This is a genomic window from Porphyromonas levii, assembly GCF_018206105.1.
GTDB lineage: Bacteria > Bacteroidota > Bacteroidia > Bacteroidales > Porphyromonadaceae > Porphyromonas_A > Porphyromonas_A levii.
This window is the reverse complement of sequence record NZ_JADRGN010000026.1, coordinates 1-18,421: the sequence shown is the minus strand read 5'-3', so window position 1 is coordinate 18,421 and position 18,421 is coordinate 1. Positions and strand designations below refer to the sequence as shown.

At 48.2% G+C, this 18,421-nt stretch carries 11 protein-coding genes and 2 pseudogenes; 8 read left to right on the top strand and 5 right to left on the bottom strand.

What is annotated here, in order from left to right:
* Positions 1–139: 139 nt before the first annotated feature.
* The 5 genes from IX315_RS06520 to IX315_RS06500 are packed head-to-tail and all read right to left on the bottom strand — an operon-like array spanning position 140 to position 6,454.
* Positions 140–1,408, bottom strand: a complete 1,269-nt coding sequence (locus tag IX315_RS06520) for an ABC transporter permease (protein WP_211837281.1) — start codon at positions 1,406–1,408, stop codon at positions 140–142.
* 4 nt (positions 1,409–1,412) lie between these two features.
* A complete protein-coding gene (locus IX315_RS06515; protein WP_211635453.1) occupies positions 1,413–2,687 on the bottom strand; it encodes an ABC transporter permease in 1,275 nt (424 codons plus the stop codon).
* A gap of 4 nt (positions 2,688–2,691) precedes the next feature.
* Positions 2,692–3,921 carry an FtsX-like permease family protein gene (locus tag IX315_RS06510; RefSeq protein ID WP_018357663.1) on the bottom strand — a complete coding sequence of 410 codons (1,230 nt, stop codon included), beginning with the start codon at positions 3,919–3,921 and terminating at the stop codon, positions 2,692–2,694.
* Positions 3,922–3,924: 3 nt separating this feature from the next.
* A complete protein-coding gene (locus tag IX315_RS06505) occupies positions 3,925–5,205 on the bottom strand; it encodes an ABC transporter permease (protein ID WP_211640843.1) in 1,281 nt (426 codons plus the stop codon).
* Position 5,206: 1 nt separating this feature from the next.
* Positions 5,207–6,454: an efflux RND transporter periplasmic adaptor subunit gene (locus IX315_RS06500; RefSeq protein WP_211640842.1), complete on the bottom strand. Its 1,248-nt coding sequence runs from the start codon at positions 6,452–6,454 to the stop codon at positions 5,207–5,209.
* 490 nt (positions 6,455–6,944) lie between these two features.
* On the opposite strand from IX315_RS06500, the gene nspC reads away from it, so the two are divergent.
* The 8 genes and pseudogenes from nspC (at position 6,945) to IX315_RS06460 (ending at position 18,274) form a co-directional block, all read left to right on the top strand.
* On the top strand, positions 6,945–8,111 hold the full coding sequence (gene nspC, locus IX315_RS06495) for a carboxynorspermidine decarboxylase (protein WP_033408704.1): 1,167 nt from the start codon (positions 6,945–6,947) through the stop codon (positions 8,109–8,111).
* Between the two features lie 9 nt (positions 8,112–8,120).
* Complete coding sequence (gene ftsY / locus IX315_RS06490; RefSeq protein ID WP_018358884.1) at positions 8,121–9,077, top strand: signal recognition particle-docking protein FtsY; 957 nt, start codon at positions 8,121–8,123, stop codon at positions 9,075–9,077.
* On the top strand, positions 9,074–10,369 hold the full coding sequence (rimO, locus tag IX315_RS06485; RefSeq protein WP_134849230.1) for a 30S ribosomal protein S12 methylthiotransferase RimO: 1,296 nt from the start codon (positions 9,074–9,076) through the stop codon (positions 10,367–10,369). The genes ftsY and rimO overlap by 4 nt, the downstream gene beginning before the upstream one ends.
* The gene (locus IX315_RS06480; RefSeq protein WP_018358882.1) at positions 10,366–11,505 is read left to right on the top strand and encodes a LysM peptidoglycan-binding domain-containing protein; all 1,140 of its coding nucleotides are present in this window, start codon (positions 10,366–10,368) and stop codon (positions 11,503–11,505) included. The genes rimO and IX315_RS06480 overlap by 4 nt, the downstream gene beginning before the upstream one ends.
* Complete coding sequence (locus tag IX315_RS06475; protein WP_211837280.1) at positions 11,502–13,730, top strand: GH92 family glycosyl hydrolase; 2,229 nt, start codon at positions 11,502–11,504, stop codon at positions 13,728–13,730. Before IX315_RS06480 ends, IX315_RS06475 begins: the two co-directional genes overlap by 4 nt.
* On the top strand, positions 13,720–15,081 hold the full coding sequence (locus IX315_RS06470) for an alpha/beta hydrolase family protein (protein WP_018358880.1): 1,362 nt from the start codon (positions 13,720–13,722) through the stop codon (positions 15,079–15,081). Before IX315_RS06475 ends, IX315_RS06470 begins: the two co-directional genes overlap by 11 nt.
* Before the next feature lie 259 nt (positions 15,082–15,340).
* Positions 15,341–17,222 (top strand): annotated as a pseudogene (locus IX315_RS06465) (2-oxoacid:acceptor oxidoreductase subunit alpha).
* 3 nt (positions 17,223–17,225) lie between these two features.
* Positions 17,226–18,274 (top strand): annotated as a pseudogene (locus tag IX315_RS06460) (2-oxoacid:ferredoxin oxidoreductase subunit beta).
* Positions 18,275–18,421 lie beyond the last annotated feature (147 nt).

The following is an 18,421-nucleotide window of genomic DNA, read 5'->3' as shown; positions in this document are numbered from 1 at the left end:
TGTTATATGTTATTACTTAATTTCAACTGTCCTATATAGTACAAGCATCGTGCCAAAGACAATAACTAATTGATAGTCAACACTTGTATTTTCTATGAGTGTCCGTTTCCGAACACCTACTGTCCGCATCCGAACACTTTTACTCTTCATTGAGGATGACAGCAGGGTCGAGCTTAGAGGCTCGGCGAGCTGGTATGACAACGCCGAGGAGTACCACTACCAAAAGTACCACGAAGGTTATCGCTTGAGTTACCCAGAAGCGTCCCCAAGTGTAAGGCATACACTCTTGGAAGGTATAGGTAATCTCGAAGTAAGCGAGTGCCACCATGGAGAATAATGCCGGGATATATGCCATGAGTAGCACCATAGTCGATTCTCTCATAAGGAAAGTTGTGACCTGGGAGGGGCTCGAACCCATGACCATTCTCAAAGCTATCTCCCCTCTTCGGCTCTGCACCATAAACCAATAAGAACCGATCACTCCGATAAATACGATAAAGAGGAAAAACGCCACCAGCCCCGTAGCTATACTCATGTACATAGGCACGCCTAGCGTGAGATTAAACTTCGCTTTGACCTTATCGTAAGACTCTACCTTGTAAAGATAATAGTCCCCTATCTGCGACTTATCCTTTATCTCATCAAAGAATTGCTCAGCAAACCTTGGCGAGTCCACCTCCTCCTTTACTCTAATGATAAATGGATAACGCATATACTGCACCATCTTAGGGATAGGCAGGTAGACAAAGGAGGTGTAAGGGCTATAGATATCAAACTTCGTAGGTTGGGCAATGGCAGTCACAGTGTAGTAATCGTCCTTCCCCTCCTTCAAAGAAACATCATAGAAGCGCTTTCCTATCACATCCGTCTCTCCGAAGACACTATCGGTAAAGACCTCAGTTACCACTGCGCTCTGTGGGAAAGTACTATTCTGCCAATCGCCTATCTGACCTTGATCCATAGCTATTCTAAATACCTCGAAGAAGTGCTCCTCCACATACCGCACCATGCCATTATAGTAGCGATCCTCCTCTTGTTCCTCCCCCTCTCTGCGGTAGGCTTGGAACATTGGGTCTGTGGCATAGAGCTCTGTGCCCAAGAAATAAGTAGCAGACTCTACACTGGGGTGCTCCTGAAGCATCCTAAATATCTGCTCTCTTGGCGCCATTATGAGCTGCTCTCGCTCCTCATCGCTATAAGAGTCCAAGGTACGCTTCGGCATAAACCTCATGGTCACCTTATACACATGCTCGGTATTGACACCCTGTGGCTCCATACGCTTCGAACCTATCACATAGAGAAAGTCCACACAGTACCATAATAGTATAGAGACCACGAATAGCTCTGTGAGCAACCATAGTGTACTTCTCTTATTCGCTCTAATCTGCTTATATGCTAGTTTCCACATAATCTCATGCTCCTTTAAGGGTTTGGATAATCTCCTTCCTAGTCGCAAGATAGGCTGGGAAAATCACTGATAATGTATTGAGAAGTAGGCATAAGACAATTACGACTACAAGTAGACGGATATCGACAAAGAAGTTTATCGGGAGGGCAAACTCCGTTGCTGTATCAAGCGTCAGTTGATTGCCAAGGAACTCGTTCCTAAACAGCCCTATCACGCCATACGATAGCAATAGGCCTATAATCCCTCCTAGTAAAGTCAGCACCAAGCTCTCTCTAAAGAAACCGCCAATGATAGAGCTACGAGTAGCGCCATATACTTTCCGAATACCAATCTCCGGTATCCTCTTGGAGAGATTGGAAGAGACCATACCTGCGATATTGATCGTAGGCACCACGAGTATTAGCAATATAAGGATACCAAAGACCATAGAGGGATTGACCTTACCACCAAAGAAATACTTCTCCGCTACGGTATGCGCTTTGGTCTTCAGGTAAAGGTCATGATTGGAGAGCACGGTGCTATTATACACCTCTAGATTGTGGGCAATCTGCTCTTTCACCTTCCCTATAGGATAGTTGGACTTGAGCAATAAGATACCTCTTACCTCTCCAAGTGCGCCATCGTATTCCGGGAAATCGAAACCATCAGGTCTAAAGGGACGGAACACCTCAGCATACGCATCGGTGAATAGCGAACTTACCTCCTTTATCACCCCCGATACTTTGTGCTCAGCACCATTTAGCATAAGCACCTTCCCTATCACGTCAATAGTCCCATATAGTTCTCGTGCGAGTCTATCCGTAATAATAAGGTCATTACTCCCCGCCTCGGTCTGCTCTTGGCTAAAGGGTGCCCCTTGTAGAAACTCATACTGGAACACCTGGAAATAGTTACCATCTACCCTTCTACCCTTACACGCACGTGTATTAACTACATCGGTACCAATCATCCACTCCGCTACTTCCTGATCCGAGTCTATTACATAGCTAATGCGCTCCAGCCCCTCTACCTCACCATACACTTGCTTTATAGCAGAAGTAGACATGCCACTAGCAAATGGATACTGCTCGCTCTCCCCTTTCTGATAAAACGAACCTATATCCGTAAAAAGGGTACGGCTACGAAACACCTCGGGTGCTACATCCTTGGTTCGGAGACTATACACCATATAGAGTACCATGCAGAAGGTGATAATAAGAGCTGTGGCAAGCACTACAATCCCCGAGTACAAGGGGTTGTCGCGCCATAGCTTCAGTGTTTGTTGGAAAAATCGTTTCATAGTCTTATTCTTCTTTCAATGTATCTGCCGGTGGTGTCCTTAGGATATGCCTGGCTGGCAGCCAGATACTCAGGATAATCACCGCAGCAGTGACCAAATAGGTGATGACCATACCGATAACAAACCGAGTGGCATCTAGTGGCTCTAGCTCGGTATTGAGGATATCGTACTTAAATAGAGCTACAAAGACAGCGATAGAGAGTACAAAAGCCGAGCTAAAGATGAGCAATCCCTCCTTATAATATAGCCTAAGGACACCCCTAGGCGTATCCCCTAAGGCTACACGAAGCCCCATCTGGCTCTTCCGCTTCTGTGTCCTGTACCAGAATACCCCAGAGATACCCAAGATGATATTCGCCAATAGGAAAAGTACCAATAGCCCATTCAATAGTAACTGTCGCTCAAACATGCGCCCGCTATACACGCTCTCCTCTTGGAAGGAACGGACATTTTCAAGCTGCATATTACCCAGCTGCAATTGCTCCTTTAGGTCGGTGCTCAATCGTTCAGCAAAACCCTGCTCTCTACCTTCCTTAGCTTTCACATTGATCTCTAGCGCTATATTATTATCCTTGGTCAATGGCGTAATCATAAAGGGGACATGATTGGTAAAGCGTGTATCGCGCATGTCTTTCGCAATTGCACCCACCACGCCTATCAAATTCCTATCCGAGTCGTCTGCACTATTATTATAGATTGAAGTACCAATAGCATTAGGGCCAATCTCTTCTGCCAATGACGCACTTATTATCACCCGTCCTGCCTCTAGCGCACTCACCAGCTTCTCATCATCGCCCTGCACCTCTTCTAACTGGTACAAGCGTGCTGCCTCTGGCGATAACGCTCTCCACTTCACATTTTTCAATCCGAGAGTATCTGCCCATATACCCATGCTCCACCAGTTACGAGACTCGGGACGACCGTGCCAAGAGAGTCCCACCTCAGCCACATCGGGATGCTTCCGAATACGCTCTATCATGGTATAATAGTCCTCTACTTGCTCTTCGGAGGTAAGATCAGGATTGTAGTGTGGGGATTTCTCAGGCACACTAGATAGAGAGACGATATACACATTCTCCACACTATAGCCCAAGGGCTTGAGATAAGTCTTGATGGGAGCATATATCGTATCTATAACGTACCACAGAAATAGGCTAATCAAAAATAGTTCCAAGAATAGAGCGATATTACTTCTCCGCTCATTCCATACCGTCTTTAACAATTGACTTTTCATAACTTACCTACGATTTAGAGCATCAATAATTTCCTTCCTCGACATCAACCAAGCTGGGATAATACTAGAGAGGAGGTTGAGGATAATACATAAGAGGAGCGCAATAAAGAAGCTACCAGCATTGAATACCTGCCACCAAGACATTTCGAAATTGCTACCCATGAAGTCCAAAAATAGGAGGTTACGCATAGCGTAGACGGCTACAATCGAAAGCAAGAAGCCTAGCAACCCTCCGATAAGAGTATAGAGGAGGCTCTCTGTCATCACCTGACTCAGAATAGAACCACGTGGCGCACCATACGAACGTCTTATCCCCAGCTCCCCCAACTTCTGCTCATGCCGTGAGAAAGTAAGTGCCGATAGGTTTATCGCAGGCACAATAAGGAAGAGCAACATAAAGGCTATCATATTACGCCTATTCTCTGTCGCCTTCTTTGTGTCGCCCATCGTGTCTAGAAAACTACTCATTTCTCGCCAGGTCATCAAGTTGTTATCTTCGTTCAGTATTACCTCTTCATCTATGTGCAATTGGTCGTTATACTCAGCCATCAGTTGCTTAATCTCGGCTTGGATCTTAGGGATATCCCTGCGGTCTTTAGCCAAAATCATTGCCGAATAATCGCCGAAGAACTCTTCTTCTATACTCCCCAGCGTTGATGTATATGGGATCCACATATCGGCATACGACATCCAGAAGAGATTAGATGGCGTACTGACTACACCTATCACCTCAAAGGGCTCATAATCCATCAGCACAGTCTCGCCTACTACATCAGCGTGCCCAAATAGCTTACGTGCCATAGACTCCGATACGATAGCGGTCTTTAGTCCCGACTCGATGTCTCCTTTTTCAAAACCATGTCCATAGAGGAAGCGGTACTCATAGCAGGTAAAAAAGCCTAGATTGGTTCTCTTGACGATGCTCGTGTAACTATCACTATTGGGCTTAGTGGAAGCAATTTTATTCTGAGGGATAAAGAAGCCCGAACCAATACCCACTGCCTCGGGCGTCTTCATCTTGCTTAAGACCTCCTTATAGAGCTTGGGACTCATCTGAGAAGAGCTTCGACTATCTCTCTCCGCATTATAGGTCTGTACGGTAAATACAAATAGCATCCTATCCCGATTCACCTCAGGGGCGAAGTTCCCAGTCTTTACCCTATCTGTCATCACCAAAATCATCATCATAGCAATCGCTAGTGCAGTCGCCATAATAGATATGGCACTGAGGATAGGGTGGGAGAGCAACTTACGCCAAGCTTGCATCAAATATTGTCTTATCATATTATTTACTGATGGTTAGCTTATTACGATTCTTATAACTACTCATATCCGAAATAACCACTTCGTCGCCCTCTGAGAGCCCCGAAACCACTTCTACTAGTTTGTGATTGCTTTCTCCGAGTTCTACGGTCTGCTTATTCAGCTGATCGCCACGCTTCACAAAGAGCTGGTATTTACCTGGACCATTGTAATAGGCTCCCTTGTCAATCATCAGCACATCCTCTTGGATAGCAGTCATCACATAGACATCGGTCTTGAGCCCTGAGCGGAGCTTATCATGGTCATCCTTATCGAGCTGTACCGTAAATTGGATAACGCCCCCCTTAGATAGCGGTGTGATATTGGAGACAATGCCACCCAACTCTTCCCTACCAATGCGCACAATAGTCCGAGCTCCTGGATAGAGCCGCTCTGCATAACTATCGGCAATCTCTGCCTCTACCTTGAAGTGCGAAAGGTCACTAATGATAGCCACCTGGCTGCCTTGCGACACCAGCGAACCTATCTCATTGCTCACGAAAGTTAGGACTCCAGCACGAGGCGCACGGATAGCGGCATCCTCGAGAGTGCGCTTAGTCTCCGCCAACACTTTTTGGAAGATAGCGAGGTCTAGTTCTTGCACCTTAATCTCGGCCGAAGTCACCTCCTTATCATTTTGGTATTTCTGACGAGCCTGATCCTGCTCTAGCTTCGCCACATTGTAGCGCAGCTGAGTTTCCCGCACCTTATCGGTAGTTCCCGCACCTATGCTATCTAGGTAGCGTTCATTGCGTACCTCTACCTTGAGCTTATCGAGCTGAAGTTCCTGCACCTGAAGCTTCATCTCTGCATCACTCATAGCGCTTCTATTCTTGAGCTTCAGCTGCTGTAGCTGGTACTGCTTCATCTGCAACTGATCGAGTAGCTTATCATACTCGGTCTGGATGCTCTGTAGATCGAGCTCTACAATAGGGGTACCGATACTAACCGTATCACCAGGGCGCTTGAGCACAGAGACGATTCGGCTATTGATAGGGGCTAGCACAATCTCCTCAAAGCTAGGCTTTACTCTGCCCGAAGCGCTAACAGAAACCTCGATAGTCCCACGGGTAATCACCGAGGTCTTGAGGTTTTTCATCCCAATCGAGGGGCGAAGAAGTAATATCACGCCCGCAACAACTGCAATCCCAGCTAGGGCAATAAGCCCCACCTTTGTCCATCTCTTCCGCTGCTCTTTCCTGAGCTGTTCTATTGGTATCTTCCTATCCATAAAATAAATAGTTGGTTTTTGTTTTCTACACCACTTATTACAAAGCGCGTGCCAAAGCACATAAGTATTTGATAATCAATAGTAGTACATTTCCTTAGTGTCCGTTTCCGAACACCTAGTGTCCGACTCCGAACACTCAGGGTACCAGAGACATCAACGGTAAGAAGTAGCGCACTGAAAACGACTCCCTATATAAGAGAAATTTATTCCTAGGAATAAATAAATTTATTTGTACAGATAAATATTTTTATTCCTAGAGAAAAATAAATTTATTCCTAGGAATAAATTTTGGTGCTCGCGCGAGACAAAAGTATGGATAGGTATATTCGCATTTAGTTCTTAGTAATAGGAGACTGTTGTATGAACGCATTCAACGGCATTGCTTTCGGCAATCAATTTGGAGCCCGCACTCATATAATATTAGTATCTTTGGGCAGATAATAGCATTATATAGATGAGTAACAAATATACATTCAGAGAGAAAGAGCTAATGGGAAGTGACCCGCATGGCTTCTTCCCCAGCTTGACCCCTACCCCAGCTTACGTACAAGTAGAGGCGCAACTCCGTGCCAATCTTGAGCGCATCCAATATGTCGCGCGTACGGCTGGCGTGGAGATTATCTTGGCATTCAAGGCGTATGCACTTTGGAAGCTCTTCCCGATATTCAGAGAATACATCACCGCTTCTACTGCTAGCTCGCTCGCTGAAGCGCGCATGGGATTTGAGAAGATGGGCAGCCGCACACACACCTACGCTCCGGTGTACAAGGCTACAGAGTTTGAAGAGATTATGGCGTGTAGCACGCATATCGTCTTCAATAGCATGGGGCAGTTCGAGAAGTATTACCCTAGGGTAAAGGACTACAAAGGTTACCCTATCGAATGCGGTATTCGTATCAATCCTGAGTATAGCGAGATAGGGACAGAGCTCTATAATCCCGCAGCGCCTGGCAGCCGTATGGGCACCATCGTAGCGCAGATACCAGAGCAGCTACCCGAGGGTCTTGTGGGACTACATTTCCATACTCACTGCGAGAGTAATTCGTACCAATTGGAGCGCTCTTTACAGAAAATAGAGGAGAAGTGTGATCACCTCCTGCGGCAAGCCAAGTGGGTCAATCTCGGTGGCGGTCATCTTATGACACACCAAGAATATGATATTGAGCACCTGATAGGTATCCTCAAGAGCTTCAAGGCAAAGTACCCACACCTCCATGTAATACTAGAACCTGGGAGTGCCTTTGCTTGGGAGACGGGCTACCTAGTGGCTACGGTAGAGGATATTGTAGAGAACCATGGGATTCGTACCCTGATGATGGACGCCTCGTTTACTTGTCACATGCCTGATTGTCTGGAGATGCCTTACCAGCCACGTGTGCGAGGGGCTGAGCAAGAGCAGACAGAGACACATACCCAAAAGTACCGCATAGGGGGCAATAGTTGTCTCAGCGGTGATGTGATGGGTGATTGGTACTTTGCGAAGGAGCCCCAAGTGGGGGACTTACTAATATTTGAGGATATGCTGCACTATACTTCGGTGAAGACCAACATGTTTAATGGCATCAAGCACCCCTCCATCTGCTTAGAGCACATGGATGGCACACTCGACGTGCTCAGAGAGTACACAGTAGAGGATTACCTAAATAGGATGAACTAAAGGGAGATTATGGCATTTTTTGGATTATTTTCTAAGGAAAAGAAGGAGACGCTGGATAGCGGACTAGAGAAGACAAAGGAGTCTTTCTTCGGAAAACTATCACGCAGTGTAGCAGGGAAGTCTAAAGTAGACGATGAAGTCCTAGATGAACTAGAGATGACACTCGTAAGTAGCGATGTAGGGGTACCCACAACGCTGAAGATTATTAAGCGCATCGAGGAGCGTGTAGCAAGGGATAAATATGTAGGGACAGGCGAACTCAATACTATTTTGAAGGAGGAGGTCGCTGCTATGCTACAGGAAAATAACACCGAGGATGGCACTGCCTTTACGATAGAAAAGGAAGAGACCCCTTATGTTATCCTAGTAGTAGGTGTGAATGGTGTAGGTAAGACGACGACTATTGGCAAACTAGCACACCAGTTCAAGAGCTCGGGCTATAATGTGGTACTAGGTGCAGCGGACACGTTCAGGGCTGCTGCGGTGGATCAGCTGGTTATATGGGGAGAGCGCGTAGGCGTACCTGTGGTAAGACAAGCCATGGGTAGCGACCCTGCTTCTGTCGCTTTCGACACCGTCTCTAGTGCCAAAGCACACAACGCCGATGTGGTGATTATTGATACAGCCGGTCGCCTCCACAATAAGGTAGGCTTGATGAACGAGCTCACCAAGATTAAGAATGTGATGAAGAAGGTTCTACCCAATGCCCCTCAGGAGGTACTCTTGGTATTGGATGGCTCCACAGGTCAGAATGCCTATGAGCAGGCCAAGGAATTTACAGCAGCTACAGACGTGACGGCACTAGCCATTACTAAACTCGACGGTACTGCCAAGGGCGGAGTGGTACTGGGTATCTCCGACCAGTTTAAGATTCCGGTTAAGTACATAGGACTCGGAGAGCAGATGACTGACCTCCAACTATTCAATAAGCAGGAGTTCGTAGAATCACTATTCAGTGAAAGATGAGGAAAAATAGAGTAGATGTAATCACCATGGGCTGCTCCAAGAATCTAGTGGATTCGGAACAGCTGATGCGACAATTCGCGAGTAATGGTTACCAAGTGGAGCATGACGCTGAGATTCCTCAGGGAGAGATTGTGGTGATCAATACTTGTGGCTTTATCGAGAGCGCTAGAGAGGAGAGCATCAATACCATCCTGCAGCTTGTGGAGGGCAAGAAGGAGGGGCGTGTAGGTAAGGTATATGTGATGGGCTGCCTCAGTGAGCGCTATATGGAGGAGCTAAAGACAGAGATACCAGAGGTAGATGGGTGGTACGGTAAGTTTAATTGGAAAGGTCTCCTTTCCGAGATAGGTAAAGCATACCACACCTCTCCAGCCGATGCCCGACTACTCTCTACGCCTAGCCACTATGCCTATGTCAAGGTCTCCGAGGGCTGCGATCGCACTTGTGCCTACTGCTCTATCCCTCTGATTACAGGCAAACATGTGTCTCGACCTATGGAAGAGATACTAGAGGAGGTGGAGGGACTAGCCAAGCGGGGGGTAAAGGAGCTACAGCTTATTGCCCAAGACCTTACGTATTATGGGCTCGACCTCTATAAAGAGCATAGGATTGCGCAACTAGTTCGCGCTATCTGCCGTATCGATGGTATCGAATGGGTACGCCTGCATTATGCTTATCCCAACCATTTCCCTTACGAGCTTCTCGAGGTGATTAAGGAAGAACCTAAGGTATGCAAGTATCTCGACATCGCTCTACAGCACATCAGCAATCCTGTACTTAAGGCTATGCGCCGCAACGTAGGGAAGGAGGAGACGCTTGCTCTGATACAGCGTATCCGAGAGGAGGTGCCAGGCATCTATCTACGTACTACCCTTATGGTGGGGCATCCTGGCGAGACTGAGGAAGCATATCAGGAGTTGATTGACTTCGTAAAAGAGGTGCGCTTCGAACGCATGGGCGCCTTCAGCTATTCTCATGAGGAGGGCACCTACGGGTTTAAGCACTATGAGGATGAGATTGCCCCCCAAGTAAAGCACAACCGTTTGGAACGTCTGATGGATATCCAGCAAGAGATAGCTTTCGAACAAGCGGAACGACTGGTGTGTACTACACAGAAGGTCATCATCGACCGAGGGGCAGAGGGTTATTATATTGGGCGCACGCAGTATGATTCACCCGATGTAGACCCTGAGGTACTGATACCTACCGAGGAGGTGCTAACGATAGGAGCGTTTTATGATGTGAGGATTACCGAAGCAGACGGTTTCGACACAATAGGAGCACTAGTATGAGGCAAAGAGAGGAGATTCTGGACAAAGCACAGGCGCTGATACTATCACGATTGCAGGAGAGGACGAGTCTAGACATCCCAGCAATAGGTGTATTCCAGCCTCTCTTTCGCTCGGAGTACATCCTAGAGGGTGAGGAGGGTCGGCTACTCATACCGCCCCATGTATCGCTTAGCTATCTGCCTGCGGAGTATCTCCTAAATGCCAAACACTACACAACGCTTGATCACGAATCGCCGAAAGGGTATTTCGCTACAGACTTCACCTCTAACCTCTCCGACCTACACGGGTGGGACGAAGGGGAGGTTGCAGAGACGCTTTCCTCGTATCTCAAGGAGCTACTGGAGGGACTATTCAAAGGCAGAAGGGTTACCCTCCTTGAGTTAGGAGACCTCTTTGTCACGGAGGAGGTTGCTAGCGTACTTCTCCTCAACTTCATCCCCAATACCACACTTTTGCAGAGCCTCAATACACCCTTTTCTATCTATAAAGAGACTAAGCTGAGGGCAGACTTAGAACTGGCAGATACGGAGGTACGGCAGAGCAGAATCACAGAGGAGTCGGCTCTGCAATACGCTATCCACGAGCCTGTACCCGAAACAAAGCCTGAGCCAAAGAGCGAAAGCGAGATTATTCCAATAGTCAAACAGTTGCCACTACCGCATAGGGAGGAAGAAAAGAAAGGACAGAAGTCGCACAGGCTATGGCTCATTCCGGTACTGATTGTGGTAGCCGGACTTCTCATCTTCCTCCTCAATAGACGACAGGAGCCTATCCCCGCGACGGTAGAGACATTATCACCTCCCGCTGATACGCTACTCACCGAACAGACCACAGTAGTGGCGCCGTTTGATACTGTCATGGTACCCAAGGGCGGTTCACTTGCTGCAGTGGCTCGAGAGTACTACGGCAATGCGCTCTTCTGGGTCTATGTCTTCATTGCCAATGCTGATAGCATTCCGAATCCCGATAATCTCCAACCCGGACAGAGCCTAATCGTCCCTCCTCTGGAGTGGTATACGCTCAAAAGCGACTCTATTGAGGCGAATAAAGAAGCTAAGGCGTGGGCTACCGTCATCCTAAATAGGAAGTTCTCCTCTTACGAAGCGCAACGACCACAACTGAAGATACAGCCATGAAGATGCGTATCCACCTCATCCTGCTCTTATGCCTTTCCTGCGCACCTTTTGCCAAAGGGCAGAATCGTCCAATAGACGAGGTGAACGTGCTTATGGGCACTATGTCGACCTACGAGGTATCCAATGGCAATACCTACCCTATTATTGCCCGTCCATGGGGTATGAACTTCTGGACACCTCAAACAGGGAAGAATGGAGATGGCTGGCAATATACCTACTCCGCCAATAAGATACGAGGGTTCAAGCAGACGCATCAACCGAGTCCGTGGATGAACGACTACGGTCAGTTCTCATTAATGCCCGTAACGGGGGAACCTATATCGGGTGAAGAAGAACGTGCCAGTTGGTTCTCACACAAAGCAGAAGTAGCCAAGCCCTACTACTACAGTGTCTACCTTGCCGACCATGACACCCGTGTAGCCCTTTCGCCTAGCGAACGAGGCGCGATATTCAATATCCAGTACCCCGACTACAAGGACAACCACCTGGTCATCGATGCGATGGATAGCCGAAGCTCTATTCGAGTGGACTTGGAGCGACAGATAATTACTGGCTACAGCACAAAGAATAGTGGCGGTGTGCCTGATAACTTCAGGAACTACTTCGTTATCAAGAGCGAAGTACCCTTTGTACTCACCGCTCAGGATAGCACTACGCTCACGGTCTCATTCCATCGGGGAAGCAATGTCACCCTACACGTTGCCAGTTCCTTTATTAGTCCAGAGCAAGCGTTAGTAAATCTCGAGGAGGTAGCCTGCAAGAGCTTTGAGGAGCTAATATTTGAGGGGGAGGAGGAGTGGAATACCCTTCTCAGCCGCTTTGAGGTAAAGGATAGTAACCGTGACCATATCCGGACCTTCTACTCTGCGCTATACCGTTCGCTCTTATTCCCTCGCCGTCTCTACGAGATAGGTCGCGATGGTGCCATCTACCACTACAGCCCATACAATGGCAAGGTACTCCCTGGCTATATGTATACTGATACTGGCTTTTGGGATACCTTCCGCTCGCTTTTCCCACTACTCAACCTCTTTTACCCTGAGGAAGCTCAGAAGATGCAAGAGGGCTTGGTAAATGCCTATAAAGAGAGTGGATTCCTCCCCGAGTGGGCTAGTCCAGGACACCGAGATATCATGATAGGGAATAATAGTGCGTCAGTAGTCGCCGATGCTTTTCTTAAAGGCGTTGGTGCAAAGGATATGGAGACGCTTTGGGAAGCGGTAACGCACGGCGCCAATAGCGTACACCCCGATATCAAGTCTACAGGGAGATATGGCTACGATGCCTATAATAGGCTCGGTTATGTCCCCTATGATATAGGTATCAACGAGAGTGCCGCACGTACCTTGGAGTACGCTTTCGACGACTGGGCTATCTATCAGCTAGGAGCAGCCCTAGGCAAACCAGACAGCGAAATAGGCATATACAAAGAGCGTGCCCATAATTATAAGCATCTCTTCGATACTGACCACCGATTGATGCGGGGCAAGAACCAAGACGGATCATGGCAATCCCCGTTCAATCCTCTCAAATGGGGCGATGCCTTTACCGAGGGTAATAGCTGGCACTATACGTGGTCGGTATTCCATGATATACAAGGACTGATAGACCTCATGGGTGGTCGCGAAAGCTTTGTACAGATGCTCGATAGCGTCTTCACAGTACCTCCACTGTTCGACGATAGCTACTACGGCTTCGTGATCCACGAAATCAGGGAGATGCAGATAGTAGACATGGGTAATTACGCGCATGGCAACCAACCAATACAGCACGCTATCTACCTCTATAATTACGCTGGAGAGCCTTGGAAAGCTCAATACTACGTGCGTGAGGTTATGGACAAACTATATGCTCCTACCCCTGATGGTTACTGCGGTGACGAAGACAACGGGCAGACCTCAGCATGGTTTGTATTCAGCGCTCTAGGCTTCTATCCGGTATGCCCAGGCACTCTAGAGTACGTGATTGGCGCGCCTCTCTTCCAAGAAGTCGTCGTTCATCTTCCCAATGGGAATAATCTCACGCTTGCTGCCCCAGGCAATGCCACTGACACAAGATTTATACAAGAGCTCACTATCAACGGTAAGAAGTGGCACCACAATTACTTCACTCACGACCAGCTAACCCATGGCGGCAAAATACTCTTCAAGATGAGCAGTGACCCAAATTATCACCGAGGAATAAATAGCAACGATATACCCTATTCTATGACCCATGAAAAGTAAACTCTTCACCCTAATCCTCCTGCTCGCCTCGCTCACTTGCTCGGCACAGATTGCAGGCACATGGCATGGTAAGCTCCAAGTTACCTCTGTCTACTCCCTCTCCCTCGTCTTACACATCACCGAAGAGGGCAATCAACTATCGGCTACGCTCGATAGCCCTGACCAAGGTGCCACAGGGATTACCGTAGATAAGGTCGAGTACAATACCACCTCCAAACAACTCACCTTCGAGAGCTCAGCTATCGGAGCACGCTATCAAGGCATACTAAAGAACGACACCATCCAAGGCGTATTCGCTCAAGGCGGGATGCCACGAAGGTTGGATCTCTCTCGTGGAGAGGTAAAGAAGGAGGAAGTAGAGCTCCCTTATAACAGCCAAGAGGTAAGCATCCCATCGGGCGACGTTATGCTTTCAGGAACTCTTACTTCTCCTAAGGAGGGTGGCAAGTCTACCGCCCTGCTCCTAATAGCTGGCAGTGGACCTAACAACAGAGACGAACAGATTGGTCCCCACAAGCCACTCTATGATATTGCAGACTACCTGACCAAGGAGGGTTACACCGTACTGCGTTACGACAAGAGGGGCATAGGCAAGTCCACAGGCTCCTTCTCCGCCTCTTTGCTCTCAGACCTACAAGCCGATGCCGTAGCCGCAGCTCAGTTCCTGAGATCGTATAGCAAGTTCGAAAGAGTCGGCATCATCGGTCATAGCGAGGGCGGACTCATTGCCCAGATGATTGCTGCCGAGGCCCCACAAGTCACCGACTTCATCATACTACTTGCGGCACCAGGCACTACTGGTATCGAGACCGTCGTATACCAAAACGCTGTCATGATGGCGCACCTTATAGAACCCTCAGTCACAGAGCAGTTTAGACAGGTCACCCAAGAGACTTTCAGCCAACTTGCCTATAAGGAGCAAGACCGTACAGAAGACTCCCTACTGATGCGTAGTTACTTTGATAAGGTACTGCCACTTGTGAAGGAAGACCAACGAGAACAGACCAAGGAAATGGTCTACTCCGACCACTACTTAACCTCGATGCTCAATGCACTCACTCCTTATTTCAAGGGTTTCCTCCGTACCACTCCCAAGAAGTACCTCCGACAAATCACTTGCCCTATCCTCGCTATCAATGGTAGCATGGATATGCAGGTAGAGGCAGATGCCAACCTCTCGGTAATCAAAACATTCGCCACGGAGTCCAAAGAGATTACCGTGCTAAAAGTAGAAGGGCTCAACCACCTCTTCCTGCCCTCCAAGACGGGGTTACCCCAAGAGTACTTCCAACTAAAGCCTGGCTTCTCACCCGAAGTACTACACGCTATCAGCGATTGGCTCCTTAAATAATGACTAGACAATAACTCCTCTACTGAGCATCGGACAACCGTCAGTAGAGGAGTTTTTATATCGCACTACCTAAAGCATAAGCACGTTCGTATTTACAAATCCAGCGAGCAAATACCAATTACTATGTACAACAATATACAAACACAAGTAGCGATACATAATAATTGGGTATCTTTGAAGCGTTAGCGACAACAACCCGAAGGCGGTGCCTCAAAGCGAGGTTCCGTCTCCTTATTACATAATATTATTTATTCTATCTATGAAAGAGAAACCTACCGTGGAGGTCCTCAATGACGTAGTAATACGCTTTGCGGGAGATTCAGGAGATGGCATGCAGCTTACAGGCTCGCTCTTCTCAGATGTCTCTGCCATTTTAGGCAATCAAATCTCAACTTTCCCCAATTATCCCGCCGAGATACGTGCACCCCAAGGGAGCCTTGCAGGGGTATCGATCTTCCAAGTGCGCATAGGCACCACTGGCGTCTATACCCCTGGTGACTACGCTGATGTATTAAGTGGCGATGAATCCTTCGGCACTCAAGGTCAATGTCAAGAATATAAAGAACAATGCAGTTATCATTGTAGACGAATCAGCATTCGATGAGATGGGGCTCAAGAAGGGAGAGTTCACAACACAGAACCCCTTTATCGAGCTAGGCTAAACCCAGAACGAGGTACTTAGTGTACGTATCACCGAAATGACCAAGGAGAGCCTCAAGGATACGGGTATGGATATGAAGGCAATAGATAGGAGCAAAAACATGTTTGCCCTCGGTCTCATCCTCTGGCTTTATAATAAAGATATAGCTCCTGCAGAAGAGCTTCTGAAGAAGAAGTTTAGCAAAAAGCCCTCCATCCTAGAGGCTAACCTCAAGGTACTCACCGATGGGTATAATTACGGGCACAACACCCATGCCTCTGTCAAGACCTACCGTATTGAGGGCACAGAACAGCAACCTGGGCACTACACCGAGGTAAGTGGCAACCAAGCGACAGTGCTAGGACTAGTTGCCGCTTCCTAAAAATCTGGCAGGCAACTGTTCCTCGGCAGTTACCCCATCACCCCAGCTACAGACATCCTCCACGAGCTCGCAGTTTTGAAGCCTCTAGGTGTAAAGACCATGCAGGCAGAGGACGAGATCGCAGGTATATCTACAGCTATTGGCGCTGCCTAAGCTGGAGCCTTGGCTGTAACATCTACTTCAGGGCTAGGACTAGCACTCAAGAGCGAAGCCCTCGGCTATGCAGTGATGACAGAGCTACCCCTGGTGCTCATAGATGTAATGCGAGGCGGACCCTCTACCGGTCTGCCTACCAAGAGCGAACAGACCGACCTCATGCAGGCACTCTATGGGCGCAATGGCGAGAGCCCATTGGTCGTATTGGCAGCTACCACTCCAGGCGACTGCTTCGATACTGCCTTTGAGGCATGCAAGATAGCTCTCGAGCACATGACTCCCAGAGTACTACTCACCGATGCCTATCTCGGCAATGGTGCTTCGGCATGGAGGATTCCTCAGCTCTCGGAGTATCCCGAGATTAAGCCTCGTTTTGTAGAGCAATACTACATCGAAGAGCCCCCTTGGACACCTTATATGCGTGATCCCGAGACATTCGTACGCTACTGGGCAGTTCCTGGTACAGAGGGCTATCCCCACCGTGTAGGCGGTCTGGAGAAGGATAGTCAGACTGGCGCCATCAGTACCGAACCCCGCAACCACTCCCGTATGGTAGGTTACCGCAAGGAGAAGATAGCCAAGATAGCTCAGGATATCCCGCTTCTGGAGGAGATAGGCGATAACGATGCCGAAGTACTCGTAATAGGCTGGGGTAGCACTTATGGTCATATCCTCACCGCTGTGGAGCAGATCCGCAAGGCAGGCAGGAAGATAGCCATGGCTCACTTCAAGTACATCAATCCTCTTCCGCTCAATACCGAGGAAGTCATCCGTAGCCACAAGAAGGTGGTTGTAGTAGAGCAGAACACGGGTCAATTTGCGAGCTACATAGGCGGAATGCTAGAGGGGCTAGACCTTTATAAGTTCAATAAAGTGGAGGGGCAACCACTGAAGGTCGCAGAGCTAGCCAACTACCTACTCCACATACTGGATGGTGAAATCATTAAGAATGGAGGGATGTAAGCCATGAAACTGACTAAGATAACCGGACCAGCACCATCTGGTCTCACCTATACGCAGAAGGACTTCAAGAATGGGGCAATCGTGAAGTGGTGCCCTGGCTGTGGCGACTACGCTATCCTCAATTCGATTCACAAAGCGATGGCAGAGATAGGTATTGCACCACACAATACCGTGGTGGTGAGCGGTATCGGCTGTTCATCACGCCTCCCCTATTATATGAATACCTATGGCATGCACACTGTCCACGGACGAGGTGCTGCGATTGCCACAGGTGTAAAGGTGGCAAACCCTAATCTCAGTGTGTGGCTCGTATCCGGCGACGGCGATAGTATGGCGATTGGTGGCAATCACTTTATCCACATGATCCGGCGCAATGTGAACATCAATATGATGCTCATCAATAACAAGATCTACGGACTTACCAAAGGACAATACTCCCCTACTAGTGACCGAGGCTTTATCTCTAAGTCTTCTCCTATGGGTACGGTAGAGGATCCATTCATCCCTGCCGAACTCGTCTTCGGTGCACGAGGAACCTTCTTCGCACGTACCATAGATATCGATATGCAGATGACCCAAGACATCTAGTACAAGCTGCGGCCCACAAGGGGGAAAGCATAGTGGAGGGATTGGTCAATTGTATGATATTCAATAATGGTACACACAAACAATACACCGATAGGGAGATACGTGCCGATGCTACAATCACCCTCCGCCATGGCGAGCGCATGATCTATGGCAAGGAAAGGAATAAGGGACTTATCCTCGATGGACTAGAGCTAAAGAGCGTAACCATAGGGGAGAATGGCATTACAGAGGAGGATATCCTCATCCACGATGCTTCTACCAAGAGCCCTGTACTCCACTCTATGCTAGGTATGATGCACGTAGTGAACCCCGAGCTCCCAGTAGCCTTAGGTGTAATCCGTAGGGTAGAAGGACTGACCTACGACGAGGAGGTTACCAATCAGGTGATCACAGCACAGGAAAAGAAACCCAACCTCACCCTACAATCCTATCTCGACTCTCTCTCTTCTTGGGAAGTGAAGTAAGGATTCCCTATAATTTGAGAGGCGACTTGCTGTATCCACTATGGATAGTTCGCAAGCCGCCTCTTTTTTTTTTGGGGGGGGGGCACTCACAAGTATAAAGTACTATAAATCTAATATTTACGCAACAAATACAACAATAATAGAGCT